General features: G+C 62.9%; 21 protein-coding genes. 10 read left to right on the top strand and 11 right to left on the bottom strand.

What is annotated here, in order from left to right:
* Positions 1-37: 37 nt before the first annotated feature.
* The 3 genes from AAGQ88_RS16785 to AAGQ88_RS16775 form a co-directional block, all read right to left on the bottom strand.
* Positions 38-259, bottom strand: coding sequence for a hypothetical protein (locus tag AAGQ88_RS16785; protein WP_342653005.1), 222 nt, complete (start codon positions 257-259; stop codon positions 38-40).
* Positions 260-418: 159 nt separating this feature from the next.
* The gene (locus tag AAGQ88_RS16780; RefSeq protein WP_342653004.1) at positions 419-1,903 is read right to left on the bottom strand and encodes a methyl-accepting chemotaxis protein; all 1,485 of its coding nucleotides are present in this window, start codon (positions 1,901-1,903) and stop codon (positions 419-421) included.
* Positions 1,904-2,131: 228 nt separating this feature from the next.
* Entirely contained in the window at positions 2,132-2,941 is an 810-nt protein-coding gene (locus AAGQ88_RS16775; RefSeq protein ID WP_342653003.1) for a TatD family hydrolase, read from the bottom strand.
* Positions 2,942-3,127: 186 nt separating this feature from the next.
* Here AAGQ88_RS16775 and AAGQ88_RS16770 point away from each other — a divergent pair, with 186 nt between their 5' ends.
* The 3 genes from AAGQ88_RS16770 (at position 3,128) to AAGQ88_RS16760 (ending at position 5,692) form a co-directional block, all read left to right on the top strand.
* Positions 3,128-4,537 (top strand): transglycosylase SLT domain-containing protein, encoded by a 1,410-nt coding sequence (locus tag AAGQ88_RS16770; RefSeq protein WP_342653002.1) that lies wholly within the window; start codon positions 3,128-3,130, stop codon positions 4,535-4,537.
* A 108-nt stretch (positions 4,538-4,645) separates the two neighbouring features.
* On the top strand, positions 4,646-5,083 hold the full coding sequence (locus tag AAGQ88_RS16765; RefSeq protein WP_285426789.1) for a DoxX family protein: 438 nt from the start codon (positions 4,646-4,648) through the stop codon (positions 5,081-5,083).
* Between the two features lie 291 nt (positions 5,084-5,374).
* Positions 5,375-5,692, top strand: a complete 318-nt coding sequence (locus AAGQ88_RS16760; RefSeq protein WP_342653001.1) for a class I SAM-dependent methyltransferase — start codon at positions 5,375-5,377, stop codon at positions 5,690-5,692.
* Here AAGQ88_RS16760 and AAGQ88_RS16755 read toward each other — a convergent pair.
* From AAGQ88_RS16755 to AAGQ88_RS16745, 3 genes are all read right to left on the bottom strand, one after another.
* Positions 5,679-6,617 carry a hypothetical protein gene (locus AAGQ88_RS16755; protein ID WP_342653000.1) on the bottom strand — a complete coding sequence of 313 codons (939 nt, stop codon included), beginning with the start codon at positions 6,615-6,617 and terminating at the stop codon, positions 5,679-5,681. The genes AAGQ88_RS16760 and AAGQ88_RS16755 overlap by 14 nt on opposite strands.
* Positions 6,618-6,869: 252 nt before the next feature.
* Positions 6,870-7,886: a zinc-dependent alcohol dehydrogenase family protein gene (locus AAGQ88_RS16750; protein ID WP_285426786.1), complete on the bottom strand. Its 1,017-nt coding sequence runs from the start codon at positions 7,884-7,886 to the stop codon at positions 6,870-6,872.
* A 139-nt stretch (positions 7,887-8,025) separates the two neighbouring features.
* Entirely contained in the window at positions 8,026-8,928 is a 903-nt protein-coding gene (locus AAGQ88_RS16745; RefSeq protein WP_342652999.1) for a LysR family transcriptional regulator, read from the bottom strand.
* A 98-nt stretch (positions 8,929-9,026) separates the two neighbouring features.
* Between AAGQ88_RS16745 and AAGQ88_RS16740 the strand changes: the two genes are divergently transcribed.
* The gene (locus tag AAGQ88_RS16740) at positions 9,027-10,196 is read left to right on the top strand and encodes an aspartate aminotransferase family protein (protein ID WP_342652998.1); all 1,170 of its coding nucleotides are present in this window, start codon (positions 9,027-9,029) and stop codon (positions 10,194-10,196) included.
* Positions 10,197-10,259: 63 nt separating this feature from the next.
* Here AAGQ88_RS16740 and AAGQ88_RS16735 read toward each other — a convergent pair whose 3' ends face one another.
* Positions 10,260-11,498 (bottom strand): M20/M25/M40 family metallo-hydrolase, encoded by a 1,239-nt coding sequence (locus AAGQ88_RS16735; protein ID WP_342652997.1) that lies wholly within the window; start codon positions 11,496-11,498, stop codon positions 10,260-10,262.
* Positions 11,499-11,689: 191 nt separating this feature from the next.
* On the opposite strand from AAGQ88_RS16735, the gene AAGQ88_RS16730 reads away from it, so the two are divergent.
* The 3 genes from AAGQ88_RS16730 to AAGQ88_RS16720 all read left to right on the top strand — a co-directional run bounded on the left by AAGQ88_RS16730 (position 11,690) and on the right by AAGQ88_RS16720 (position 16,516).
* Entirely contained in the window at positions 11,690-14,053 is a 2,364-nt protein-coding gene (locus AAGQ88_RS16730; RefSeq protein WP_342652996.1) for a DNA polymerase II, read from the top strand.
* A gap of 102 nt (positions 14,054-14,155) precedes the next feature.
* On the top strand, positions 14,156-15,727 hold the full coding sequence (locus AAGQ88_RS16725) for a gamma-glutamyltransferase (protein WP_342652995.1): 1,572 nt from the start codon (positions 14,156-14,158) through the stop codon (positions 15,725-15,727).
* A 96-nt stretch (positions 15,728-15,823) separates the two neighbouring features.
* The gene (locus AAGQ88_RS16720) at positions 15,824-16,516 is read left to right on the top strand and encodes a GntR family transcriptional regulator (protein WP_285426780.1); all 693 of its coding nucleotides are present in this window, start codon (positions 15,824-15,826) and stop codon (positions 16,514-16,516) included.
* Between the two features lie 778 nt (positions 16,517-17,294).
* Here AAGQ88_RS16720 and AAGQ88_RS16715 read toward each other — a convergent pair.
* The 4 genes from AAGQ88_RS16715 to AAGQ88_RS16700 all read right to left on the bottom strand — a co-directional run bounded on the left by AAGQ88_RS16715 (position 17,295) and on the right by AAGQ88_RS16700 (position 23,147).
* Positions 17,295-18,521, bottom strand: a complete 1,227-nt coding sequence (locus tag AAGQ88_RS16715; protein ID WP_342652994.1) for an amidohydrolase family protein — start codon at positions 18,519-18,521, stop codon at positions 17,295-17,297.
* Positions 18,518-21,010, bottom strand: coding sequence for an ATP-binding cassette domain-containing protein (locus tag AAGQ88_RS16710; RefSeq protein ID WP_342652993.1), 2,493 nt, complete (start codon positions 21,008-21,010; stop codon positions 18,518-18,520). The genes AAGQ88_RS16715 and AAGQ88_RS16710 overlap by 4 nt, the downstream gene beginning before the upstream one ends.
* Complete coding sequence (locus AAGQ88_RS16705; RefSeq protein WP_093459172.1) at positions 21,007-21,876, bottom strand: branched-chain amino acid ABC transporter permease; 870 nt, start codon at positions 21,874-21,876, stop codon at positions 21,007-21,009. Before AAGQ88_RS16705 ends, AAGQ88_RS16710 begins: the two co-directional genes overlap by 4 nt.
* 83 nt (positions 21,877-21,959) lie before the next feature.
* Positions 21,960-23,147 (bottom strand): ABC transporter substrate-binding protein, encoded by a 1,188-nt coding sequence (locus tag AAGQ88_RS16700; protein WP_342652992.1) that lies wholly within the window; start codon positions 23,145-23,147, stop codon positions 21,960-21,962.
* A 188-nt stretch (positions 23,148-23,335) separates the two neighbouring features.
* On the opposite strand from AAGQ88_RS16700, the gene AAGQ88_RS16695 reads away from it, so the two are divergent.
* From AAGQ88_RS16695 to AAGQ88_RS16685, 3 genes are all read left to right on the top strand, one after another.
* Positions 23,336-23,734 carry a nuclear transport factor 2 family protein gene (locus AAGQ88_RS16695; protein WP_342652991.1) on the top strand — a complete coding sequence of 133 codons (399 nt, stop codon included), beginning with the start codon at positions 23,336-23,338 and terminating at the stop codon, positions 23,732-23,734.
* 333 nt (positions 23,735-24,067) lie between these two features.
* On the top strand, positions 24,068-25,666 hold the full coding sequence (locus AAGQ88_RS16690; protein ID WP_342652990.1) for a sugar ABC transporter ATP-binding protein: 1,599 nt from the start codon (positions 24,068-24,070) through the stop codon (positions 25,664-25,666).
* Between the two features lie 21 nt (positions 25,667-25,687).
* The gene (locus tag AAGQ88_RS16685) at positions 25,688-26,680 is read left to right on the top strand and encodes a ribose ABC transporter permease (protein ID WP_285424961.1); all 993 of its coding nucleotides are present in this window, start codon (positions 25,688-25,690) and stop codon (positions 26,678-26,680) included.
* Positions 26,681-26,700 lie beyond the last annotated feature (20 nt).

Raw genomic sequence — 26,700 nt, 5'->3', positions numbered from 1 at the left:
TGACGTGAAACCACCTGCGTGGAGCATGCCCGAGACCTTACTGGACTCGGGCTTTGATGGCCTGGGCCGCCACCAGACCCAGCGCGCCGATGGCGGCGGAGGTCACGCTCGCATTGAGTACGCTGTCGAGCAGCAGAAGGCCTGAGACGATCGACAGCGGGAACGCAATGGAAGAGACCACCAGATTCGACGAGAGGCCCGACTTGCTCGCAGCGCTGAAAAAGTCGTCGATGTGCAGGTTGGCAATGAACTTGGGCATGATGCTGACCCTCCGTAAAAACTAATAAGAAGTGTTTTCGATAGAGTCAGCATAGGCTCGACAGTTCAGCTCGGCGAATCGACGTTTGCTATGGCCGTGATAGGGCACAGCAGTGTCAGTCAATCGTGGTCGCGCGCGTTGCCGCTGGTGGATCGATCATCAGCCACGCAGTTTCAGCTGGCCGACGGCCGAGTTCAGCGCGCCGGCAAGTGTCGCCAGTTCATCGCTGGTGCTGGCCGAATCCAGCGTCTGGCGCACGGTGCGCTCAGTGACGTCGCGGATACTGACCACTGCCCGGTTCATCTCTTCAGCCACCTGACTCTGTTGCTGCGCGGCAACGGCGATCTGGGTATTGTTCTCACGCATCTGCGCCACCGCCTCGGTGATCGCGGCCAGCGCCTGCCCGGCCTCGCGTGCATGCTGCACGCAGTCATCGGCCTTGTACGAGCTTTCCTGCATGAAGTCCACGGCGTCACGGGTGCCGGCCTGCAGCGCCGAGACCATCGTGGTGATTTCGTCGGTCGAGGTCTGTACGCGCCTGGCAAGGTTACGCACTTCATCGGCCACCACGGCAAAGCCGCGTCCCATTTCCCCGGCCCGTGCCGCCTCGATTGCCGCATTGAGTGCCAACAGGTTGGTCTGCTCGGCGATGCTGTGAATCACGTTTACCACGCCGTTGATTTTCTGGCTGTCCTCGGCCAGCCGCTGAATCATGCCCGCCGTTTGCTGCACGCCGCTGGACAGCCCCGCGATGGACGTCTGCACCCGATCCACGACGTCCTTGCCGGTTCCGGCGAGGGTGTCGGCGTTCTGCGACTGATCGCGGGTGGCGCTGGCGTGCTGGGCGATGTGATGGACCGTTGCCGTCATTTCATTGATTGCGGTGGCGACCTGATCGGTCTCGCTCTGCTGCCCCAGCATGCCTTGACGCACATCGCTCATGCCCGCCGCCAGGTGCACGGCGCCCTGATCCAGTTGCGCGGCGGACTGCGCCACGGTTGCGACAATGCGCTGATAACCGGCCTGCATCGCATTGAACGCCTTGGCCATCTGCCCGACTTCATCTTCACCGGCCAGCGGCACCCGGGCGCAGAGGTCGCCGCTTTTCTTGACGTGGAGCATCACGTCCTTGAGCGTGTTGAGGTGGGTGAGCAGAAAACGGATCAGCAATTGCGATGCGCTGAGCATGGCCAGCATCAGGAAGAAAACCGCGATTGCGTAATGACTGAAGTGGTCGGCCAGCAGTTGCGGCAGGTCAGGCGCAGCGGCCAGCACTGCGACACGGCGATCACCCAAGGTCATCACCTGAGCGCCGATCACGGGGACATCGTTCAATGACGCAGCGCCTGACAGGTCCACCCAGCCGCTGGCCTGTGCCAGTTCCGTCAGGGCCTGACCGTTGAGCTGTGGCGTCTGGCCTGCCTGGAAAATCAGCAGACCCTCCGCCCTCGGCAGCGGCTGGCCGGCGGGCCAGGCCGAGAGCAGCGTCGCTTGAGACCGGGCGGCGTTACGCGCATCGTCGGCCCGGCTGTGTTGCTCGAGCTGCAGGGCATACAACACCAGCAGCAGGGTGGTCACGAAAGCGACGGCATTGACCGCCCAGAACTTGTATTTCAGGGAAATGTTGCTCAGCCAGCGGCTCATGATAAAGCTCTTCTGTGGATGCACGTGATAAGGCAAGGTGCCAGTATTTTCTCAACTGTGCAGGTCACCGGCGTTGATCTGCATCAAGGTTTCACCGGTGCGCTTATGTTCCAGGGAGCAGGGCAGGCGTGCGCTGGCCTGCGAGGGCGACTGCTCAGTCGCCTCTGGCTCGGGCTGATCTTTAACGAAGGTCAGGCAACCCGACGGATCGGGTGCTGAACGGCGGTATCAGTCCGTCAGGCTCGGCAATCCGAAGAATGCACGTGCGCACGCCGTTGTGTGGGCGGCGACATCGGCCTCGCTTTCGCCCCGGTGCAGGGCGACTTCGCGTAGCACTTCGGGCAGGTAGGCGGGTTCGTTACGGCCGTTTTTCGGTTTTGGCCGCAACGTACGGGGCAGCAGGTAGGGCGCGTCGCTCTCCAGCATCAGGCGGCCACGGGGAATGTCGCGCACAAGCGGATGCAGGTGGGTGCCGCGTCGTTCGTCGCAGATCCAGCCGGTGATGCCGATGTGCAGGTCCATGTCCAGATAATTGAACAGCGCACGCTTTTCGCCGGTGAAGCAGTGCACCACGGCCGCGGGCAGGTGATCGCGATAATCGCGCAGAATCGCCAGCAGGCGTTCATCGGCATCACGCTCATGCAAAAACACCGGCATCTGCAAGGAGACGGCCAGTGCCAGGTGCGCCTCCAGCACCTTTTCCTGTTGCGCCCGTGGCGAGAAGTCGCGGTTGAAGTCCAGCCCGCATTCGCCCACTGCGCACACCGGTTTTTCGTTCAACAGGGCCTGCAGCTGTTTCTCGGTTGCTGAGGTCCAGGCGCTTGCCGAATGGGGATGGATGCCCGCGGTGCTGAACAGACGCTGGCCGCTTTCGTCCAGCTGGCGGGTCAGTTGCAGCGCCTGTTCGCTGCTTTCGACGTCAGTGCCGGTGAGCACCAATTGCTTGACGCCCGCGGCGTACGCGCGGTCCAGGACCTCACGCTCCCGGTTGGCGAAGCTTGCGTTTGTCAGGTTGACGCCGATGTCGATTAATTGCATGGTGCTACCTCAGGCCAGAGGCCGAGAAGAATACCAGAGCGATTGAAGCGATAAAAAACAAGCAGGTTCAACTGCTTAGAATTATTAGATCCCTGTGAGGTTGCCGGTCGTGGCGCACGCCGCGGCGCAAGTGACTGTCCTGCACAGGCTTCAAGCCCGTATTTTCGGCCTTTTCCCGGAGCGTCAATGATCCGAGCCTCTCTGATCTCATTGCTGTGCCTGTTGCTGGTGCCCACCCACGCATCGGCTCGTCCTGCTGGTCCGCCGGTGGTGATCAAGAAAAGCCAGGTGCGCGATCTGGCCGCCATTCGCAGCAGCAAGGTGTTGCGCGTGCTGGTCAATCAGAGCCGCAACAGTTCGGGTGAAGTGAAAGGCGAACCGGTCGGCATCGAATACTGTCGCTTGCAGGCATTCGAGAAATACCTCAACGGCCACGCCCGCGATGGCCAGAAAATCACCCTCAAGCTCATTCCCAAGGCCAAGGATCAGTTGCTGGCCGCATTGCAGCGCGGCGAAGGCGATCTGGTTGCGCCGGGCGAATTGCTCGACGCCAGTGCCGCCCGTTATGTCGACGCCACCGAACCGGTCGCCAGCCACGTGCCGCTGGTGGTTGTCGGGGTCAAGGGCGAGCGCAGCTTCAAACACCCCGAGCAGCTTTCCGGGCGCACGCTGATGCTGACCAGCGGCAGCGCCGCCGACGCGGCAATCATTCAACTCAACCAGAAGCTTGCGTTGCGCAAGCTGCCGCCGGTGAAGATCGAGTGGGTCGATCCCAGTCTGGCCGTCGAAGATGTGCTGGAAATGGTTCAGGCCGGGATCTATCACCTGACCGTGGTCGAGCAGCCCATTGCCGAGCGCTGGGCCAAGGTGATGCCCAGACTGCGGCTGGACCGGTCGGTGGCGCTGAGTGATCCGGGCGACATGAACTGGTTCGTGCGCAAGGACGCCGTGATGCTGCACGCAGCGGTCAACCGCTTCCTGGAAACCTACGAGGTGCCCGGCAATCAGGACGTGGCCTTCCAGAAGGCCTACAAGGATTTGTATCAGATCCACAACCCACTGGCGCGAGCCGATCGTCTGCGCCTGGAAAAGCTGCGTCCAACCCTGCAACTGCATGCCGATGCGCAGAAAATGGACTGGCTGGACCTGGCCGCCCTGGCGTTCAAGGAGTCGGCGCTCAACCCCGGCGCCAAAGGGGGCAGCGGCGCCACCGGCTTGTTGCAGATCACCCCGTCCGCCGCGCAGCGTGTCGGCGTTGGCAACATTCACGATATAGACGGCAACGTCCAGGCGGCGAGCAAATACCTGGCGATGATTCGGCGCAAGTTTTTCTCCAGCCCGAAGATCAACGAGCGCGAGCGCATGGCGTTCACGCTGGCGGCGTATAACCTGGGGCCGGAACGTGTGCAGGCCATGCGCACCGAGGCCAGACGCCAGGGCCTGAACCCGAACCAGTGGTTTTTTCAGGTCGAGCGGGTCGCGATGGAGCAGGGCGGCAAGAACGTCGTCAGCTACGTCAACAGCGTGAATAAATACTACCTGGCGTACGACCAGGCGCGCAGTTCGCTGGAAGACCCTGACGCGCGTCCGCGATAATGAATATAGATTCAATAATTCGATGGGTTAGATGCGTTTTTTGCGATTTTCATATTTGTTAATCCGATTAAGATGGCGCCATTCTCTAACGCAAACGGAATTAGCTCCATGAACGCTCAAATCAAATCCCTGTTCACCACCCGCGCCGGCTACGGCATCACCGCACTGCGCATCATCGTCGGCATCATCCTGATGGCGCACGGCAGCCAGAAGTTGTTCGGCCTGTTCGGTGGTTACGGTCTGGAAGGCACCGGCCAGTACATGGCCAGCCTGGGGCTGAATCCCGGCTATCTGATGGCGCTGCTGTCCGGTAGCGCTGAATTCTTCGGCGGTCTGGCACTGTTCCTCGGTCTGTTGGCACGTCCCGCCGCGCTGGTGATCATCGTGATGCTGGTGGTGGCGATCCTTTCGGTGCACATCCACAACGGTCTGTTCATGGCCAATAACGGTTATGAGTTCGGCCTGGCGCTGATTGCAGGTGCCGTCGCGGTGCTGTTCGAAGGTGCCGGTCGCCTGTCGCTGGACCGGTTGATCGCCAGCAAGTAACCCGGCTTCATCGCCTCTGTCGTCTCCTGGCATGCTCAAGTCGGCGATCCCGAATCGCCGCCTCGGGCAAATCAGAAGACGACAGAGGTTTTTCGTCCCTGCCTGCAACGCCATCCAAAGCGCCAATTGACAATTCCCGTGCGGCTTCTCTAGGATGCCGCATGCGCCGATTTAAACAGCTACTTGCGGGGCGCCTGATGACGTGAAAACGCCGTCGAAATACCGCTAAAGCGCTGGTTCGGTGTTGCCTCTCACCGCTGCCCAGCGGAACACTGAGGCAGAGAAGACACTATGAGCAGTTACGCCAACCCGCGCCCCCTCGTTCGCCTGGCTCCAATCGCCAGTCAGTTCAATCGTCGTAATCCGAAAATCCTTCTGGGCGGTTCCCATCAGCCGACGCTGCTGCGTTATCTGGATGGCTGGCCCCGTCGCCAGAACGGTCCCCATGCCTTCCTCATCCAGTTCATCGACGCCGACGAGTCACTGGAGCGTTTCGCCAATGATCAATTCGACCTCGCTGTCATTCAGGCGCCGGCCGCAGTGCATGCCGACGCCGTGATTCGTCATCTGACCCGCGTTGCCAGGCAGGGGCTGATTACACGCTGCTGACGGCCCGACGCATCGGCTGCAGCGGCCGGTCCGGATGCCTGGCTTTGTGTTGCGCGCGGATGCGATTGGCGTGGCGGCAGTTGGCGACCAGCCCGCTGCGCAACGACCAGTCGGTGTTGATGATGAAAAAGTTCTGAATGAAGCTGTTCTCGTCGACCGATTCGAACCACTGATCCACCTTGTGGCTGAGGTCGGTAGGGGCGTGCAGGGGCAGTGAATACTTGGCGCATTGCACGGCGACCAGTGAATGCACGGGCTTGTACTCGGCGGCCACCTCGTTGATGAACGCTTTCAGGGTGTTGGTGTTGAACAGGTTCTCGCCGGGCCAGCGCTGGCTGACGCCGCGCCAGAAATCATCACTGGGCGTGGTGTGGGCGTAGGCCAGCACCACGTTTTTGCCGGGATGATTGCGCCAGATTTCCTCCAGGGTCAGGGTGGACGATGCTCTGGGCAGCAGTCGCTGGCGCAGTCGATCGCTCAGCAACGCTTGCAATTCCTGGTGCGCCTGCGGGGTGAAACCGTCGAACTGGTGGAAATCGAGGATGATGATGTCGCGAGCCGCTGCGCCTGACGCTTCCAGTTCTCGGTAAAAATCCAGCACGCGCTCGATGATGTCGACCGCAATGGTCCGGCCCGAGGATGACAGGTGAAAGAGCTGAAAGCGTCTGGGGTCGCCTTTCGGGTGTTTTCCATAAAACGATACGCGCAGGTCCAGCACGCGGATGCCTTGACGCATCTGTTCGAACGGAGCCACGTCCTGAGCCAGTTCTTGCGGCAGGCCGAGATTGGGAGACAGTTTGTCGCTGCCTGAATTGTGTGTGCCTGGAAGGATCAATTCGTCGATGCGCAACGGCGCCAGGTGCGGGGTCTGCGCCATCCAGTCCAAATGGGCGGGACGCGGGTGAACGTTGTCGAGCGTGGTCATGGGTCATTCCTTTGACGTGTTGCCGAGCCTGATGAGCAAGGGCTCGAGCGGGTGGCTTGAAGATTCCTCACTGGAGTGTGGCTATCGGCCGCCTTGCGTCAATTGCCTTGGCGCCGACAACTGTTGCCTGATGTTTACGAGGGGAGAGGTGCGGTGTCGGATCAGGCGTTTACCTTCGCTTTCAGTAAACGCCGGGAAGCGATGGATCGATGGCGGGGGAACGCTGCGCCGGGCGCTGCAGCACAGCGTGTTTCAGCGAACCGTCAGCACCACGCGGCCGCGCACGGGTTTGTCGTCGAGGTGATTGTGCGCCTTGCCGAACTGCTCGAACGGCCAGGTGCGATGGATGTCGGGTTGGAGCAGTCCCTTGGCCGTGAGGTCATTGATGACCTGCAGCGCGCGTTGCATCGCTGGCCCGTCCTGTTCGATTCCCGCTTCGGGTTTGCCGGTAAAGTTCTCCAGGCAGTGAACGAAGAACCGCATGTTCTTGCGGAAAGCCTGCAGCGCCGGGAAGGGCGTTTTGTTACCACCGCGCAGGCCATACAGCACCAGGCTGCCACGGGGCGCCAGCACATCGCCCAGCATCGACATCTGCATGCCGCCCAGACCGTCGAACACCGCTTCGATGCCCTGGCCTTGGGTCACCGCATCGATGCGCAGGCAAATGTCATCCTCGTCGGTGACGATCACCCGTTCGGCGCCATTGGCCAGCAGGTATTCCCGGTCCTCGGCGTGTTGGGTGGCTGCGATCACTCGCAAGCCCAGCGCCTTGCCCAGTTGCACGAAGGCGATGCCGGGGCTGTACGTGGCGTCGGTGATCAGCACGGTCTGGCCGGGCTGCACCTTTGCCAGGTCAACGAACGCGAAGTAAGCCAGCAGCATCGGCGTGTAGTGCACGCTGGCCTCGGTGGGCGTCAGCGTTTGCGGATAGCGGGTCAGCGCATTGCGCGGCACCAGCACGTGATCGCCACAGACCGGATACTGGTTGGCGCTCATGGCCTTAAAGCTGGCAACCTTGTCGCCGACGTTCAGATCGGTCACGTCAGCGCCGACGGCTTCGACGATACCGGCCATTTCGCTGCCAAGGCCTGCGGGCAGGCGGACTTCGGCCAGGGCCAGGTTTTGCCGCCACAATACGTCGTCCCAGCTGATGCCGATGGCCTCGGCACGAACCAGCACTTCCTGAGGACCGGGCAAGCGGTCAGGCTGTTCTTCGCAACTCAGCACATCGGCTTTGCCGAAGCGATGAAATTTGATGGCGCGTGACATTTCCAACCTCGACTCATTTGATTAGGGTTGTAATGACTGTATCGACGCATGGGTTCAGGCACTATTTCTGTCGGTTGATACCCGACATGCCTGTTATCAATTCGAATGTGCGGAACTCGCGTCGGGCGACGCTTGGGGGTTACCGGCCCCACGCCTCCAGTGCGCATTCCACGAACTGCCTGACCTTGGGCAAGCGGTAACGGTCCTGCGGGTACATCAGCCAGAGTGGCCGGCCCGGTGGCTGATAATCCTGAAGCAACGGCACCAGCTTGCCGGCCTGCAGGTCGTCACTGATCAGCACATCCGGCAACATCGCCACGCCCATGCCCGCCAGCGCCGCCTGACGCAGCGCCGGCGAGCTGTTGACGATCATCGACCCGGACACCGGCACTTCCACGACGCCTTCGGGCCCGGTCAGCCGCCACAGTTTGTCGGCGGCGCGCCAGTCGTCCCCGGCGGGATAGGCGTACGCCAGGCAGTTGTGGTCGCGCAGTTCGGCGGCGGTTTCAGGCGTGCCGCACCGCTCCAGGTAATGCCGGGAGGCGCAGATGGTCAGGGTGTAGTCCTGCAAGGGCCGGGCGATCAGCGCAGAGTTTTCCGGCACGCCCAGGCGGAAGGCGACATCGAAGCCATGCTCGACCAGGTCCATCAACTGATTGCTCAGGACGACTTCGGCCTTGATCTGCGGGTAGCGCTGGAGGAAATCGCTGAGCATCGGTGCCAGGCGTTCCGCGCCGAACGCCGGCGCGGCGGTAATCCGTAATGTGCCGCCCGGCTGGCTTTGCACCTGTTCGGCCATGCGCTCGGCATCGTCCACCAACCCCAGCACGTCAACGCAGCGCCGATAATACTGCAGGCCGAATTCTGTCAGGTTCTGTCTGCGGGTGGTGCGTTGCAGCAGGCTTACCCCCAGACGCTGCTCCAGGGCTTTGAGGTGATTGCCGACCATGGTCGTGGACATTTCGCACTGGCGCGCCGCTGCGGTCATGCTGCCGCCTTCGACCACTCTGACGAACACGCTCATCGCCTGAAATACGTCCATTATCAAGCCTCGCTTTAAAGTGACTCAAGAAAGTCGCTCTTTATACAGCAATCGCGGCTAACGATACTGGCATCACAACCTGTGATGGAGCTTCGCCAATGACCGCCGCCTGCCTGATGAACACCTACAAACCCCTGCCGCTGAGCTTCGTCAAAGGCCTGGGCGCGCGACTCTGGGACGCCAGCGGTCGCCAATATCTGGACGCCGTCGCGGGCGTGGCGGTGACTAACGTCGGGCACAGCCATCCATGGATCGTCTCGGCCATCAGCGAACAGGCCGGTCTGCTACTGCACACCTCGAATCATTACCGCATCGACTGGCAGCAGCGGCTGGCCCACAAGCTCACCCGGCTGTCTGGACTGGCGCAGGTATTTTTCAACAATTCCGGGGCCGAGGCCAACGAGACGGCGCTGAAGCTGGCGCGCCTGCACGGGTGGGCCAGGGGGATCGAACAGCCGCTGGTGCTGGTCATGGACAACGCCTTTCATGGCCGCACGTTGGGCACCTTGTCGGCCAGCGACAACGGCGCGGCGCGCCTGGGTTATCAGCCGATGTCCAGTGAGTTCATCAAGGTCGCGTTCGGTGACATGGCCGCCGTCCAGCGCGCAACGAGGACCTACGGCGAGCGCCTCGTCGCGGTGTTGCTCGAACCGGTTCAGGGGGAGGGCGGCGTGATGCTGCCGCCACCGGGCTACCTGAAGGCATTGCGCGCGCATTGCAGCAACAACGGCTGGCTGATGATGCTTGACGAAATCCAGACCGGCATCGGCCGTACCGGGCGCTGGTTCGCTTTCGAACACGAGGGAATCGTGCCCGACGTCATGACATTGGCCAAAGGGCTGGGTAACGGCATTCCCATCGGCGCCTGCCTGGCGTCCGCGGCTGTCGCGCGTCTGTTTACGCCGGGCAGCCATGGCAGCACCTTCGGCGGCAATCCGCTGGCCTGCCGCGTCGGCTGCACGGTGCTGGACATCGTCGAACAGCAAGGCTTGCTGCACAACGCCGCCGAGCAGGGCGAACGCCTGCTGCGCCGTCTGCGTGAATCACTCGGCAGCCACCCGAACGTGGTGCGCATTCGTGGGCTGGGGTTGATGATCGGCATCGAATTGAATCAGCCGATTCGCGATTTGTGCCTGACGGCCGCGCAAGAATTCGGCGTGCTGATCAACGTCACGCGCGGCCAGACCATCCGCCTGCTGCCGCCACTGGTGATCGATGAGACCGATGTGGAGATGATCGTTGCCGGGATCGCCGGCGCGCTGGGATGACCCGGCGCGCGCGTGCTCTGGCTGCGCTCGCCACGTCGAGGCGAGCCGCAGCGCGTCGGCCGGTCATTTCCCGCCGGACAGCTCCATGATCATCGCGGTCGTCAGGTACAGCCGTGGCGCGATGCTTGAGAGGTCGGCATATTCGTCGTCGGCATGCAATCCCGCGCCGACGACGCCCATGGTTTCCAGCACCGCCGGTTTCTGGCTGTCGGGAACGTAGGCATAGCCAGCGTCGGTGCCGAAGCGCATGGCAATCGGTTCCAGGTTGCGGCCGATCTTGCCATAGAGGGTTTGCGCGGTTTTCGCGAGGTCTTCGGTGGCCGGGTTTTTCACCAGCGGCGGACGCCCCTTGTCCAGACGGAACGTCACCTCGGTGCCGTCGATGAGTGTGCTCCGCACAATGCGTTGACCATCAGCGAGCACCCGGTCGGATTCGCCCAGATCGGAATAGCGCATGTCGCCCTCGGCCGCTGCGCTGGACGGGATGATGTTGCGCTTTTCGCCGCCCTTGATCAGCGTCCAGTTCACCGTGGTGCCTTTGGCCGGATCGCCGAGGTCCTTCAGTTGCACCAGCTGATGGGCCAGCTCCATCGCGGCGTTACGCCCGGCCTCCGGCGCGGAACCTGCGTGGGACGATTTGCCTTTGACGTCGACGAATACACCGTTGATGCCGTTGGTTGCGACGGTCACGGCGTCTTTGTCCGGCGGCTCGAAGGAGAACACGTAATCGTTTTTCGCAGCCAGCTCGGCAATGAGTTTCTTCGAGCCGGCCGAGCCTGTTTCTTCATCGGGGTTGAACAGCACCGTGATGCTGCCGAAGTCTTTGAATTTCTGATCCTGCAGCAACTTGAGGGTGTGCAGCACCATGGCCACGCCGCCTTTGGCATCGGCAACGCCCGGGCCGTAGGCGTGTTCGCTGTCGACACGGAAGGGCCGCCTGGCGGCAGTGCCCGGTCCGAACACGGTGTCGTAATGGATCATCAGCAGGAACGATTTGCTGCCATTGCCCTTGAGGGTGCCGACGATGTTATCGCCCGCGGAAGGCGTCGCAGGCGTGGTCTGCACGCTTGCCCCCAGCGCCCTGAGCCGCTCGACCAGCACGGCGCTCACGGTTTTCAGGCCGGCCGCCTGTCCGGTGCCGGTGTCGATATCGACCAATTGCTTGAGTGTGGCCAGATATGGCTTCTGTTCGGCCTCGGCTTTCTTGAGTAAGCCGTCGGCGGAGAATTCGGCGGCGAAAGCGTGGCTGCCGAGCAGTGCAACCCAGACAGAAGCGGCCAGAGCGGTACGTCGAACGAGCATGCTGGATCCCTCAGATGATGTGCGAGTGAGGTTGTGATACCCGATCGGCGCGGGTTGTTCCCCGCCGATTGAACGCTGGCGCATGCGCCGCATCCTGCTCGGCTGTGAGCGAACAGCGTAACGCCGCGCGCTTTCCCGTGCCGATCGCCGTAGAATCGCGCTCCTGAGAGGCGGTTTTCGAGGTTGCAGCGGTGGATTTACAGCAGGGTTTTGTCCTGACCCGGCATTGGCGCGATACCGATGCAGGCACGGAGGTGGAGTTCTGGCTGGCCACCGACGACGGCCCGCGTCAGGTCCGCCTGCCGCTACAGACCTCTGTGGCGTTCATTCCCGCGGTGCACCGCGAACGCGCCGAAGCCGTGCTGCGCAATGAGAAAGACGTCGAGCTCAAGCCGCTGCAACTGTGTGATTTCCGCCATCGTCCGGTGCTCGGCCTGTACACGCGCCAGCATCGACAACTGATGAATCTGGAAAAGGACCTGCGCAGCGCCAGCGTCGACCTTTACGAAGCCGACGTGCGGCCGCCCGAGCGGTACCTGATGGAGCGTTTCATCACCGCGCCCGTGCAGTTCAGTGGCACGCAGGACGAGAACGGCGTGCTGCTCGACACCCAGATGAAACCGGCGCCCGACTACCGTCCGCAACTGAAACTGGTGTCGCTGGACATCGAGACCACCGAACGCGGCGAGCTGTATTCGATCGCGCTGGAAGGCTGCGGCGAACGTCAGGTGTACATGCTCGGCCCGCCCAATGGCGACGCTTCACAGGTCGATTTTGCGTTCGAGTACTGCGACAGCCGCGAGGCGTTGCTGGAGCGACTCAATGACTGGCTGGCCTTGCACGATCCGGACGCGATCATCGGCTGGAATGTCGTGCAGTTCGACCTGCGGGTGTTGCACGAACACTCGCGGCGGTTGAACGTGCCGCTGCGCCTCGGCCGTGGCGGCGAAGTCATGGGCTGGCGCGAGCACGGCGCGCGCAACAGCCACTTTTTCGCCTCCGCCCCCGGACGCCTGATCATCGATGGCATCGAGGCCTTGCGTTCGGCGACCTGGAGTTTCCCTTCGTTCAGTCTGGAAAACGTCTCGCAGACCTTGTTGGGCGAAGGCAAGGCCATCGACAACCCTTACCAGCGCATGGACGAAATCAACCGCATGTTCGCCGAGGACAAGCCTGCGCTCGCGCGCTACAACCTGAAGGACTGTGAGCTGGTCACGCGCATTTTCGCCAAGACCGAACTGCTCACCTTTTTGCTCGAGCGCGCAACGGTGACCGGCCTGCCAGCCGACCGCAGCGGGGGATCGGTGGCCGCTTTCGAGCATCTGTACATGCCGCTGATGCACCGACAGGGCTTCGTCGCGCCCAACCTGGGCGAGCGCATGCCGGAAGCCAGCCCCGGCGGATTCGTCATGGACTCGCGACCGGGGCTGTACGAATCGGTGCTGGTCCTCGATTACAAAAGCCTGTACCCCTCGATCATCCGCAGCTTTCTCATCGACCCGGTGGGATTGATCGAAGGCCTCAAGCACCCCGATGACAGCCTGTCCGTGGAAGGCTTTCGCGGCGCACGGTTCTCGCGCACCCGACATTGCCTGCCCGCCATCGTGGCCCGGGTCGCCGAGGGGCGCGAGGCCGCCAAGCGCGAGCACAATGCGCCGCTTTCTCAGGCGCTGAAAATCATCATGAACGCCTTTTACGGCGTACTGGGTTCCAGTGGCTGCCGCTTCTTCGATACGCGTCTGGCGTCGTCGATCACCTTGCGCGGGCATCAGATCATGCGCCAGACCCGGCAGCTCATCGAAGCGCAGGGCTACGAGGTGATTTATGGCGACACCGACTCCACGTTCGTCTGGCTCAAGCGGGCGCACGGGCAGGAAGAGGCCGCGCAGATCGGCAAGGCGCTGGTCAGCGGCGTCAACGATTGGTGGCGCGAACACCTGCGCGCTGAATTCGGCCTGGAAAGCGCGCTTGAGCTGCAATTCGAAACCCACTTCAAACGGTTTCTGATGCCCACGATTCGCGGCGCGGAAGAGGGCAGCAAGAAGCGTTACGCCGGGTTGGTCACCCGCGCCAATGGCGAAGATGAAATGGTCTACAAGGGCCTGGAAGTCGTGCGCACCGACTGGTCGCCGCTGGCGCAGGCGTTTCAGCAGGCGCTTTACCTGCGCATCTTCAATCGGCGTCCGTATCAGGATTACGTGCGTGACTATGTGCGGCGCACCCTGGCGGGTGAGTTCGACGATCAACTGATCTACCGCAAACGCCTGCGCCGGGCGCTCGACGACTACGAACGCAACGTGCCGCCGCACGTGCGCGCCGCGCGGATCGCCGACGAATACAACCGCAGACAGGGGCGACCGCTGCAATATCAGAATCGCGGCTGGATCAGCTACGTCATCACCGTCGCCGGTCCCGAACCGCTGGAAGTGCGCAGCGCGGCCATCGACTACGACCACTACATCACCCGCCAGCTGCAGCCAATCGCCGATGCCATCCTGCCGTTCGTGCAGGACGATTTCGCCACCCTGATCGGCGGCCAAATGGGGCTGTTCTGAGGTCGGCGAGGGGGCTTTCGGCAGCGCGCGGAGTGACGGCATAGCTTTTGCTTTGCTAGCAATAAATATCCAATAGCTAGCAATTCAAAAAGGGCCTGACTCATGATTGCGACTTCGCGCCGCGCTGTCATCACCACTCCTCATGCCGACGCCACCGCCGCAGGGCTGCGGATTCTGGAGGCCGGCGGTACCGCGATCGATGCAATGCTGGCGGCCAGCGCGATGCTCAGCGCAGTGTTTCCGCACATGACCGGTCTGGGCGGCGATGCCCTGTGGATGATCCATGACGGCGATGTACGCACCATCATGGGGATCGGTCAGGCTGGGGCGCGCTTGCCTGACGCCGGCAGCATCGGCGTGCGCGGGCCAAGTTCGGTGGCCACTACCGCCGGCGCCCTCGCCAGTTGGCAGACGGCGGCGACCATCAGCCGCCAGCAATGGGGCTCGCGCATGGGCTGGGCGGACCTGCTCTCAGACGCCGCTGACGCTGCGCAGGCAGGCGTGGCCGTCTCTCAATCGCAGTTGTTCTGGCAGACCCTGCGCCAGCCGCTGATCGAGCAGTTGCCCGATCTGCACGCCCTGTGCAAAACCGATGGCCGCTGGCTGCAGGAGGGCGACACGTTGCGTCAGCCGCAGCTGGCAAATACGTTGCGGCACCTGGCGCGCCACGGCGTCGAGGATTTCTACCGCGGCGAGCTGGCAGGCGCGTTCAGTGAAGCGTTCGCAAGGCTCGGCTGCGGGCTGACGGGCGCTGACTTGCGCGCCACTCAGGCGATGGAGGTGGCGCCGCTTTACGTGCGTTATCGTCAGGGGCGGCTGTTCAATGTGGCGCCGCCGAGCCAGGGGCTTTACACCTTGCAGGCGATGGCGTCTCTGCAGCACAAGCCGCTGGCCGACATCGCCAATGGCAGCGCAGCGTACTATCACCGGCTGGTCGAGGCGATCAAACAGGGCTTGCTCAGGCGCAATGCCGAATTGTGCGATCCGGCTCACGGGCAGTGGGATTTCGCGACCACTCTGTCGCCAGCGAGCATCGAACGCTACGCCGCCGCGATCGACGATCAGCGCGCGGCGCCGTGGAACGAGCCTGGGCGTCCCGCCGACACCGTGTGGATGGCCGCCACCGACGAACAAGGCCGCACGGCGTGTCTGATCCAGAGTCTGTTCCACGACTTCGGTTCAGGTTGCATGTTGGGCGACACCGGCGTGCTGTGGCAGAACCGTGCGGCCGGCTTCAACGCCGATCCGTCCCATGTCAACGGCTGGGCACCGGGCAAGCGGCCGGCGCACACCCTCAATCCATCATGCTATCTGGCGGACGATGGCCGCCGGTTCTTCTTCGGCACCCAGGGCGGCGACGGCCAGCCGCAAACGCAGATGGTGCTCGCCACCCAGTTGATCGACTATCGCCAGCCCATCGACCGCGCGCTGAGCACGCCGCGCTTTTTGCTGGGGCGCAGTTTCTTCGACAGCACCGACAACCTGAAGCTGGAAAGCGACATCGGCGCCGACACCGCCCTCGGCCTTGCGCAGCGCGGCCACGACGTGGAAATGATCCCTGCGCAGAGCCCCATGACCGGGCACGCCGGGATCATCAGTATCGATCGCGAGGGTGTCCGCCATGCCTTGCATGATCCCCGCGGCGAGGGCGTCGGCCTGGGACTGCGCGATTGATTGCCGTGCCTCGGGCGCTGGCGGATAATGCCGCCCGTTGCCCGCCCGCCCGCGTCGCGCGCGTGGCATGAGGTTCTTTGTACAGATGAGGAATGGATGGGCTTGAGCACAGTCACCGCCAAACAGCTTGAAGTTCAGCGCATCGTCGATGCGTTGTACAAGGCTATCGCCCAGCATCGTCTGCCGCCCGGCACGCGCTTGATCGAAGCGCAGATCGTCGAAACCCTGCAAGCCAACCGCAACCATGTGCAGGCCGCGCTGCAACGCCTTGCCCTGCAGAAAGTGGTGACCATCGAGGCCAATCGCGGTGCGATGGTCGCCCAGCCGACCGCCAAGGAGGCGCGGGACATCTTCAGCGCCCGTCGCGCCATCGAGCGGGCGATTGTCGAATCCATCACCCCTGCGATCATGCGCAAGCAGCGCCAACGCATCGCCACTCACATGAACAATGAGCGCAAGGCAACCAACGACACCGATCGCCGGGCCATCGTGCGCGAGCTGAGCGAGTTTCACCTGATGCTCGGCGCGATCTGCGGCAACACCGTGCTCAGTGAAATTCTCGGCAACCTCATGGTCCGCAGCTCGCTGATCGTGGCTTTGTACCAACGCAATGACGTGCCGTCCTGTGCATCGGACGAGCACCAGCAGATCATCACCGCGCTGGAAGCCGGTGATCACGAGAAAGCCGTCGCCGTCATGATCGAGCATCTGGACGAACTGGAAGGACAACTGGCCCTCGAGTCCGCCGCCCCCGCCGAATTCAACCTCAAGCAGGCATTGAAGGACTGAACGCCACGGCCGGTTTGACGACTGCTGCGCAGCCGATCGCGGGCAAGCCACGCTCCTACAAGGGTTATGCGGCGCTGACGGATTTGGAAATGGGCGCGAGACCTGTAGGAGTGAGCTTGCTCGCGATCTGCCGGGTACCGGCAGCAAAACCGGTAAATGCGTTCTATCAGACAAACCACGGAGGCTGATTCACGACTGCTTCGCAGCCGATCGCGGGCAAGCCACGCTCCTACAAGGGTTATGCGGCGCTGACGGATTTGGGAATGGGCCGCGAGACCTGTGGGAGTGAGCTTGCTCGCGATCTGCCGGGTACCGGCAGCAAAACCGGTAAATGCGTTCTATCAGACAAACCACGGAGGCTGATTCACGACTGCTTCGCAGCCGATCGCGGGCAAGCTCGCTCCTACAAGGGTTAGGTGGCGCTGACGGATTTGGAAATGGGCGCGATACCTGTGGGAGTGAGCTTGCACGCGATCGGCCGGGTACCGGCAGCAAAACCGGTAACTGCGTTATATCAGACAAACCACGGAGGCTGATTCACGACTGCTGCGCAGCCGATCGCGGGCAAGCCACGCTCCTACATGGGTTAGGTAGCGCTGACGGATTTGGAAATGGGCGCGATACCTATAGGAGTGAGCTTGCTCGCGATCTGCCGGGTACCGGCAGCAAAACCGGTAAATGCGTTCCATCAGACAAACCGCGGAGGCTGGTTTCACGACGGCTTCGCAGCCGATCGCGAGCAAGCGCGCCCCTACAGGGGCACCTGCTGTCAAAGCGGTCAATCAGGCATGAGCAGTCTGCCTTGCGGGCGTTCGAAGGTGCGTTTGCCGCGTTTGTATCCCATCAGGGGCGGGTTGATTTCGGCGATCACGGCGGCGGGTGAGGGGGCGTCGAAGACGATGAAGTCGGCGTGGCAACCGGGCGTCAGGCCGTAGTGTGGCAGACGCAGCAGCCGCGCTGACTCGGTCGATACCCACGCCAGGCATTGCAGCAATTGCGCCACGGTGCCCAGTTGGCTGACGTTGGCGAACAGGTTGGCCTGGCGCACCAGCGAGGCGTCGCCGTAGGGCGTGAACGGGTTGCCGATGTTGTTGGTCGAGACCGAGCAGGTCACGCCGCAGGCATGCAGGTGCGCCAAGGGTGCCAGGCCCCTTGGCTTGTTGTGAAAGTGCTCGCGGGCGGTGAGGAACAGATCGGTGCTCGGCAGGCAGGTGACCTGCACGCCGACTTCCGCCAGCCGGATGCCCAGTGCGATCAGGGGCTCCATTGGCAAGGCCGACAGCTTGGTGACGTGGCCGATGGTCACCCGGCCGCCCCAGCCGTGGCGCTCGGTGCACAGGGCCACGTGGTCAACGGTCATGCCTTGCGGGTTCAGGTCGAAATCCAGATGCAGGTCGAGGTCGCAGTCGTACTCGACCGCCAGCTCGAACAGCCGGTCGATCTGGCCCAGCGGGTCGCTGTCGGTGTAAGGGCAGCCACCGAGCACGGTCGCACCGTTTTCCAGTCCATGGCGCAACAACGCTTCGGTGCCGGGATTGTTCAGCATGCCTTCCTGCGGGAACACGCAGATCTCAAGGCTCACGGCCCACTGGTAATCGGCTTGCAGACGACGTATCGCGTTGAAGCCGGTCAGACCGATCTGCGGGTCGAGTTCGACGTGGGTGCGCATGTGCGTGGTGCCTTGCAAGATGGCCTTGTCCAGCACCTGCGCGCCGCGTCGATACACATCTTCTTCGGTGAATCGGGCCTTGGCGGTGCGGGTCTGCTGCACCGCCTCCGCCAGGGTGCCCGCTTGCAACTGGCAGCGTTGCATGATGCAGGCCTTGTCCAGATGAATATGCGTTTCCACCAGCCCCGGCAGCAATAGCCGACCCTCAAGATCGAGCGTCTCGCGCAACGTCGCATCGCCGCTGAAGGCCTCGACGAAATGGCCGTTTTCGACGAGCAATGTGGACAGCCCGGGATCATTGCCGACGCGGGCGTTGTGGATGATCAGCGCGCTCATGCCGTGACCCCTTCGCCCAGGTAGGCAGCCGCCAGTTCGGTGTCCTCGCGCAGCTGCGCGGCGCTGCCGGATTTGATCACCTGGCCGGTTTCCAGCACGTAGGCACGATCAGCGACCTGCAGGGCGAGGTTGGCCATCTGGTCCACCAGCAACAGCGTCACGCCCTCGTCGCGCAGCGCTGCCAGCACGTCGTACAACTCGCCGATCATCGAGGGCGACAGGCCGAGCGACGGTTCGTCGAGCAGCAGGATTTTCGGTTTGGCCATAAGGCCACGGCCAACCGCGACCATCTGCTGTTCGCCCCCTGAGAGCAGTCCGGCGGGGCTGTCGATTCGGTCACGCAGGCGCGGGAAGCGCTGCAGGATGGCCTCGATTTCGGCATCGGCGTCGAACGTGTCCCGGCGCGAGTAGCTGCCCAGCAGCAAGTTGTCGCGCACGCTCAGGTACGGGAACACCTGACGCCCTTCGGGTACCAGCGCGAGGCCTTGACCGGCAATGCTGCTGGCGCTGCTGTGTTCGATGTTTTCGTTGTCCAGCAGAATGCTGCCGCCCGAAGCGCGATGCAGGCCGGCCAGGCACTGCAGAATGCTGGACTTGCCCGCACCGTTGGCACCGAGGATCGCCACCAGCTCGCCCGGATTGACCACCAGATTGACCTTGTTGACCACCGGCGCAGCGCCGTAATCGATGACCAGATCCTTGACGAAAAGACGTGCGTCGTGACAGCCGTCCCACTGGGTTTCCCGCGGGCTGGCCTGATAATCGGTGCCGCCCAGATACGCCGCGATGACGCGCTCGTCCTGCTGCACTTGCGCCGGTGTGCCCACGGTAATCGGCTTGCCGGCGTCGAGCACCAGCAGGCGTTGCGAGACCGACATCACCAGCGCCATGTCGTGTTCCACCAGGATCACCGTCAAGCCGAACGCCGACAACTGACGCAACACATCGGCCAGCGCGTCGGTGTCTCGACGACTCAACCCGGCTGCAGGTTCATCGAGCAGCAGCACCGACGGCGCGGTGGCCAGCGCGCGAGCGATTTCCACCAGGCGACGGTCGACGTGGGGCAGGTCTTCGGCCGGAATGTTCACCGCACCGCGATAACCCACGAGTGCCAGCAGATCCAGCGCCAGTGCCCGCTGTTGCGCAGTGGCGCGGCTGAAAATGAAGCCCAGACGACCCTTCTGCATGGCCACCAGCACGTTGTCCAGCACTGACATTTCGCCAAACAGCTGGGTGGTCTGATACGTGCGGGCAATCCCGGCGCGAGCGGTTTTCCAGGCCGGCAGACCGGCGAGCGGCTGATCGAGGTCAATCCGGCCGCTGTCAGGCGTGTAGAACCCGCTGATCATGTTCAGCACCGTGGTTTTGCCGGCGCCGTTCGGCCCGATGATGCTGGTGATGCTGCCAGCCGGTGCATGAAGGCTGACCTGCTGCGCCGCTTGCACACCGCCGAAGCGAATGCCGATGTCGCGAATGTGCAGACCCTCGCGGTGCGGGTGCCCGCCCAGATAATCGGCGAGGCGCTTGTGGTCGATCTGCAGCGGAGGCGTCAGCGGTATCGGCTTGATCCAGCGCCGGGCGAGGGCGCCCAGCAGACCGTTTGGCGCGATCCACAGCACGATCAGCAACAGGACCGAGAAAATCAGCAGCCGGTATTCGGCAAAATCCGACAGCAATTCAGGCACCAGGACGATGAGCAAAGCGCCCAGTACCGGGCCGAACAGCGTGCCGCTGCCGCCGACGATCACCGCCAGCACGAACAGGATCGACTGCGAGAAAGGGAACGACTCCGGGTTGATGAACATCAGCAGCGGCGCCAGCAATGCACCGGCCAGCCCGGTCAGCGACGCCGACAAGGCGAATGCCAGGGTCTTGCTCAACACTGGGTTGAACCCCAGCGAGCGTGCCGCGATTTCCGACGCTTTCACCGCGCGCATCGCCTTGCCCCAGCCGCTGTGATGCAAGCGCTGATAAAACGTCAGCGCGGCGATCATCAGCCCTGCGGCAATCAGCGCCAGCAGGATCGAAGGGTCGATTCCGGCGAACTCCGGCAGCGGGATGCCCATCAGGCCGTTCGACCCACCGGTGACGTCGCGCCACTCGATGAGGCTGTGATGCACGACGAACGAGAAGGCGATGGTGATCATCGCCAGATAAGGCCCGGTCACACGCAGCGCCGGAATCGCCAGCAGCGCACCGACGCCGCCCGCCACCAGCCCGGCAGTCGGCAACGCCAGCCACAGCGGCAGCCCGGCCAGGGTCATCAGCGCGCTGACGTAGGCGCCGATCGCATAGAACGCGATGTGGCCGAAGGAAATCTGTCCGCTCAGACCGATCAGCACGTTCAGGCCGACACCGACCACCGCGGCCAGCGCGCAGAGGGTGAAGACCAGTAACGAGTAACTGTCGAGCACGAAGGCTGCCGCCACGCTGAACAGCGCCAGCGCCACAATGGAAACAGGGCCGAGGAGGGTTTGCAGGTTTTTCATACTTTCACCAGTGCCTTGCTGCCGAACAGGCCGTCAGGGCGGATCGCGAGCGCCAGAATCACCAGTGCAAAGGTGAAGATCTGAGTGAATGCCGAGCCGAAATAGAGCGTGATCAGCGCCTCGGTCAAGCCGAACAGCAGCCCTGCAGCGAAGACGCCTCCAGCACTGGAAATGCCGCCCAGAATCGCGACGGCGAAAGCCTTCAGGCCGAACAACATGCCCATCTCCGCGTTGACGCTGAACAGCGGCGCGATCAACAGGCCGGCAATGGCGGCGAAAATGGTCGAAACGGCGAACGCGATGGCGACCACGCGATTGACATTGATGCCCATCAGCATCGCCGCGCGCGGATTCTGTACGCAGGCCTCAAGCACTTTGCCGAGACGGGTGTGGCGCCGCACCAGATACAGCGCCAGCGCAATGGCCGCGCCGATCAGCGGAATCAGGATTTGCAGCGCGCCGATGTCGTTGCCGAACAGCTCGACCTTGAGGTTGACCAGGCGGCTTTCGAACTGACGCGGCTCCTTGCCGAAGGTGAACAGTGCCAGGTTGTCGACCAGGATTCCGCCCGCCACCGTCGCCATCAGCCAGGCTTGCGAGCCTCGGCTGTGAAACGGGCGCACCAGCCAGCGTTCGATGACCAGCCCGTACACGCCGCTGAGCAGGAGGGTCAGCGGCAGCGCCAGCCACAGCGAAAGACCCCAGGTGATGCACAACGTGTAGCCCACGACTGCGCCTACCATCATGGCGCTGCCCTGAGCGAAGTTGACCGTGCGCGAGACCACGTAGGTCAAGTGGAAACCCAGGGCGAGCAGGGCGTACATACTGCCCAGGCCCAGGCCTGTGACAATGGCGGCGGTGAACATGACGAAATCCTTAGTGCTTGGAAAAACAGCGTCGACAGCGCCGACGCCGAAGACATGCCTGGCGGGTCAGGCCGCTGCCCGGGTCACGGCTTGAGCGGAACGATCTGATCGCCCTCGAAGTGCGTGAACACATAGTCGTCCGGCCCGAGGGCGTCATGCTTCTGCGCGGTGAACGGCTGGGTGTAGTGCTTGATCAGGCCGTCGTAATCGGTGATCGCATAGAAACCGTCGCGCACCGCCTTGCCCTCGGTGTTGCCGGCTTTCTCGATGGCCAGCGCGCTGAGGTGCAAGGCGTCGTAGGCGTTGGCGATCCCTACTGCGGGCGTCACGTCGGCCAGGCTCTTGATCTGCGGATAAGCCGCCTTGAGCGACGCGAGCAGGGCGTCGCCCCTGGCGTTGTTGTGCTCGGTGAATACGTACGTCTGGATGAAATGCACGCGCGAGGCACCCGGACCTGCCAGTTCACCGAAGCGCCCACCGGCCGGGCCCCAGTGCGACACCACCGGCACGTCCCAACCCATGCGGTCCAGCGATTTGACCACCTGCGCCGACGGGCCGACGTTGCCTACCAGCAGCAGCGTGTCGGCGCCTGCGTTTTTCAGCCGGGTCAATTGCGGCACCACGTCCAGATCGCTGTCCTGAATGCGTTCGACGCCGGCGTTCTGCAGACCGCGTTTTTCCAGCGCGCGTTTGAAACCGGCCTCGTTCGACTCACCCCACGGATTATTGATGAGGATCATGCCGGGCTTTTTCATGCCCTGATCGACGCCGTACTTGACCAGCGCTTCGTCCACAAGCTCATCGACTGCGGATACGCGAAACACATAGTTATCCGCCGCGCCGTTTTCAGTGATTTTGGTGCCTGCCGCCCAGATGCCCATGAACGGGACTTTCAGCTGGTTGGCCAGCGGCACGATTGCCAGTGACACCGGGGTGTCCAGGCCGCCGAACAGCACCGTGACTTTCTCCCGTTGAATCAACTCTCGAGCGGCCAGCATGCCCTTGGACGGGTTGCTTTCGTCATCACGGCGCACCAGCTCAAGCGGGCGGCCCAGCACGCCGCCGTGGGCGTTGACTTCATTGATGGCCATGGTCAGGCCGCGAGTCAGTGCTTCGCCGGACTTGGCGGACTGCCCCGACAAGGCGGCCACCAGACCGACCTTGATCGGTGGTTCGGCCGCCTGGGCGCCGCCACCGATTGCAAGGGTCAGCGTGAAAGCCGCCGCCACTGGGAACAACAGACGCTGCATGTTTGGAAGCCGGAATGACATGGGTGATGCTCCTGATTGCTAGCACTTGTAAAATTATTGCTAGCAAGTAGGATGCCAGTCCAAGCCTGGCCCGAATGCCTGCGTTTACCGGGGATAAAGCCAGCAAACACGCTCCAGATTAAGGCACGGTGCACCACGTGAAGGCACGGTCAGGTTCATCGTCATATCAAGTGAAAGGGGAATCAGTGATGTCTGAAACGAATGAAGCGGTGCAGATTGTTAGCAATTTTCTCGAGGCTTCCATGACGCCGGATCCGGTTCGAGCCGCCACGTTCATGAGCCCCGATGTGAAGATCACGTTTACCGGTGGCCGCGCGATGCCGGACCCGCTCGCCATCACGGCGTTCAACGGCGCACGCTACGCGTGGGTCAAGAAAGCGCTGGGCAATTTCGACTGGATGGACCGGGGCGATCACACTGTCGTCTACTCCAACGGCACGTTGTACGGCGAGTGGCCGGACGGCCGCAGCTTCTCGGACAATCGTTACCTCGACCGCTTTGAAGTGCGCGACGGCAAGATCACCCGCATGGACGTGTGGAACGACAGTGCCGAGTGGATGCTGGCGCCGGAAATCGCCAAGGCCTGACGGTCACTTTATCCCGCGTGCGGATGGAACGGTGGGCGGTGGCGTTTCCGAGTCATCGCCTGCCGACGAGCGTTGATTACGGACGACTTCACAGCCGCGCCGGTCATGGCAGGGCCACAGGTGATTTCGTCGGCAGAAAAAAGCAAGCGCTTGCGTGAATCGTTTCAGCTGTTCTAGAGTGTTTCAACGTAATTCCCGAGCGTCACCCGAACGAGGTGGCCAGGCATAAAAACAAGAAACCTCGGAGATACCCATGAACAGCTCGTCTGCTCTGCTGCCGCGTGTTTTTTCTGCAACTGCCGCATCCGTCACACGCCTCCCAGGCGCTCGACCATGAGCGCAATCCTCGCTGAACACCCCGTGCCCGTGCTGGAAATGAACGCCATTTCCAAGACCTTCAACGGCCTGCGCGTGCTCAAAGACGTCGCGCTGAAAGTCTACGCCGGAGAAGTCCACGCGCTGATGGGTGAGAACGGGGCGGGCAAGTCGACGCTGATGAAAATCCTCTCGGGCGCGTATCAGGCCGACGCCGGCGGCGAGATCCGCATCGGTGGACATGCGCTTGCCGCATTCGACCCGCTGACCGCCAAAGCGCGGGGCATTGCGGTCATTTATCAGGAGTTGAGCCTGTGCCCGAACCTGAGCGTCGCTGAAAATATCTACTTGGGCCGTGAGCTGCGCAGCGGCTGGAGCATCGATCGCAAGGCGATGGAAGCGGGATGCGTGGAGGTACTGGCGAGACTGGGTGCGGATTTCAAACCCTCGACCCGCGTCAGCGTGCTCTCGATCGCCGAACGGCAGTTGGTGGAGATCGCCCGGGCACTGCACGCCAATGCCCGAATTCTGGTGATGGACGAGCCCACGACGCCGTTGTCCTCACGGGAAACCGACCGCCTGTTCGCCCTCATCAAGCAACTGCGCGACCAGGGCCTTGCGATCATCTACATCAGCCACCGAATGGCCGAAATCTACGAACTGTCCGACCGCGTTTCGGTGCTTCGCGATGGCGAATACGTCGGCATGCTGCAGCGCGACGGGCTGTCGGCCGAGGCCCTGGTGAAAATGATGGTGGGGCGCGACCTTTCCGGTTTCTACAAGAAAGAACACGCCGCCTATGACCCCGGCGCAGTGGTGATGCGCGTGCGCGACATGGCCGACGGCCAACGCGTCAAACCGTGCAGTTTCGACCTGCACGCCGGTGAAGTGCTGGGCATCGCCGGGCTGGTCGGCGCGGGCCGGACCGAGCTGGCGCGACTGATTTTCGCCGCCGACCCGCGCACCTCGGGCACGCTCGAAGTGGCCGGCAAAGTCGTCGAACCGCTGCGCAATCCCACTGACGCCATACGTGCCGGTGTGGTGTATCTGACGGAGGATCGCAAGGCACAAGGGCTGTTTCTCGACATGAGCGTGCGCGACAACATCAACGTCTGCGCCTGCGTGCCGGACGCTCATGCCGGTGGCGTGCTGGACCGGGGGCGCGGCGCGCGGCGTGCGCTGGAAGCCATCCGCGCGCTGTCGATTCGCGTGGCGTCCGGCAAGGTCAACGTTGGCGCGCTGTCCGGTGGCAATCAGCAAAAAGTGCTGCTGGCGCGCTTGCTGGAAGTCAAACCCCACGTGCTGATTCTGGACGAGCCGACCCGTGGCGTGGACATCGGCTCCAAGTCCGAGATCTACCGGATTATCAATGACCTGGCGAAAGCCGGCGTCGGCGTCGTGCTGATTTCCAGCGAGCTGCCGGAAATCATCGGCACCTGCGATCGCGTGCTGATCATGCGTGAAGGGCAGTTGGTGGCCGAAGTCGGCGGCGCCTCGGGGCACGCGATTTCTCAGGAACGGATCATCGATCTTGCCACTGGAGGCGAGCAGGCACCCGGCCTCACAGACACCGCACTCCCACAGGGACGTGCAACAGACTTCAAAAACTCTAAATAACAACAATAAGGAGGCCAGGCCATGAGTCTGACCCTGGAAAACTCGCCGCGGGTAGACGCTATCAGCCGGCGCGAACGGGCCAAAGAGTGGATGCGCACCCTCGGCATGTTGCCGGTGCTGGTGTTGCTGCTGGTGGGCTTCGCGCTGATGACCGACAGCTTCATGACGTGGCAGAACCTGTCCATCATCACCCAGCAGGCCTCGGTCAATGTGGTGCTGGCGGCGGGCATGACCTTCGTGATTCTCACCGCCGGCATCGACCTCTCGGTTGGGGCCATTCTCGCCGCGTCGGCGGTGGTCGCGTTGCAGGCCTCGATGTCGCCGCAGTACGGCATGCTCGGCATCTTCGCCGGGATCGGTTTCGGCCTGTTGCTGGGGCTGGTCAATGGCGGCCTGATTGCGTTCATGCGCCTGCCGCCCTTCATCGTCACGCTGGGTGCGCTGACGGCGATGCGCGGCCTGGCCCGGTTACTGGCGGACGACAAAACCGTGTTCAACCCCGATCTGCCCTTTGCTTTCATCGGTAACGATTCGGTGCTGGGCGTGCCGTGGCTGGTGATCATCGCCGTGGCCGTGATCGCGATGTCATGGTTCATCCTGCGCCGCACCGTGATGGGCGTGCAGATTTATTCGGTGGGCGGCAACCCCGAGGCGGCGCGGCTGTCCGGCATCAAGGTGTGGAAAGTCCTGCTGTTCGTCTACGCGCTGTCCGGAGCGCTGGCCGGACTGGGTGCGGTGATGAGCGCCTCACGGCTGTTCGCCGCCAACGGCCTGCAGTTGGGGCAGTCCTACGAGCTGGACGCCATCGCCGCAGTCATTCTGGGCGGCACCAGTTTTACCGGCGGCGTCGGCACCATCGGTGGCACGCTGATCGGTGCGCTGATCATCGCGGTGCTCACCAACGGGCTGGTGCTGTTGGGCGTGTCGGACATCTGGCAGTACATCATCAAGGGCATTGTGATCATCGGCGCCGTGGCACTGGACCGTTATCGTCAATCCGGTGCGCGGACCTGATGCACGCTGCCGACCCTGAA

This window comes from Pseudomonas sp. F3-2 (assembly GCF_038804275.1).
Classification (GTDB): Bacteria; Pseudomonadota; Gammaproteobacteria; order Pseudomonadales; family Pseudomonadaceae; genus Aquipseudomonas.
Note: the sequence above shows the minus strand (reverse complement) of the source record. Positions and strands in the feature narration are given on the sequence as shown.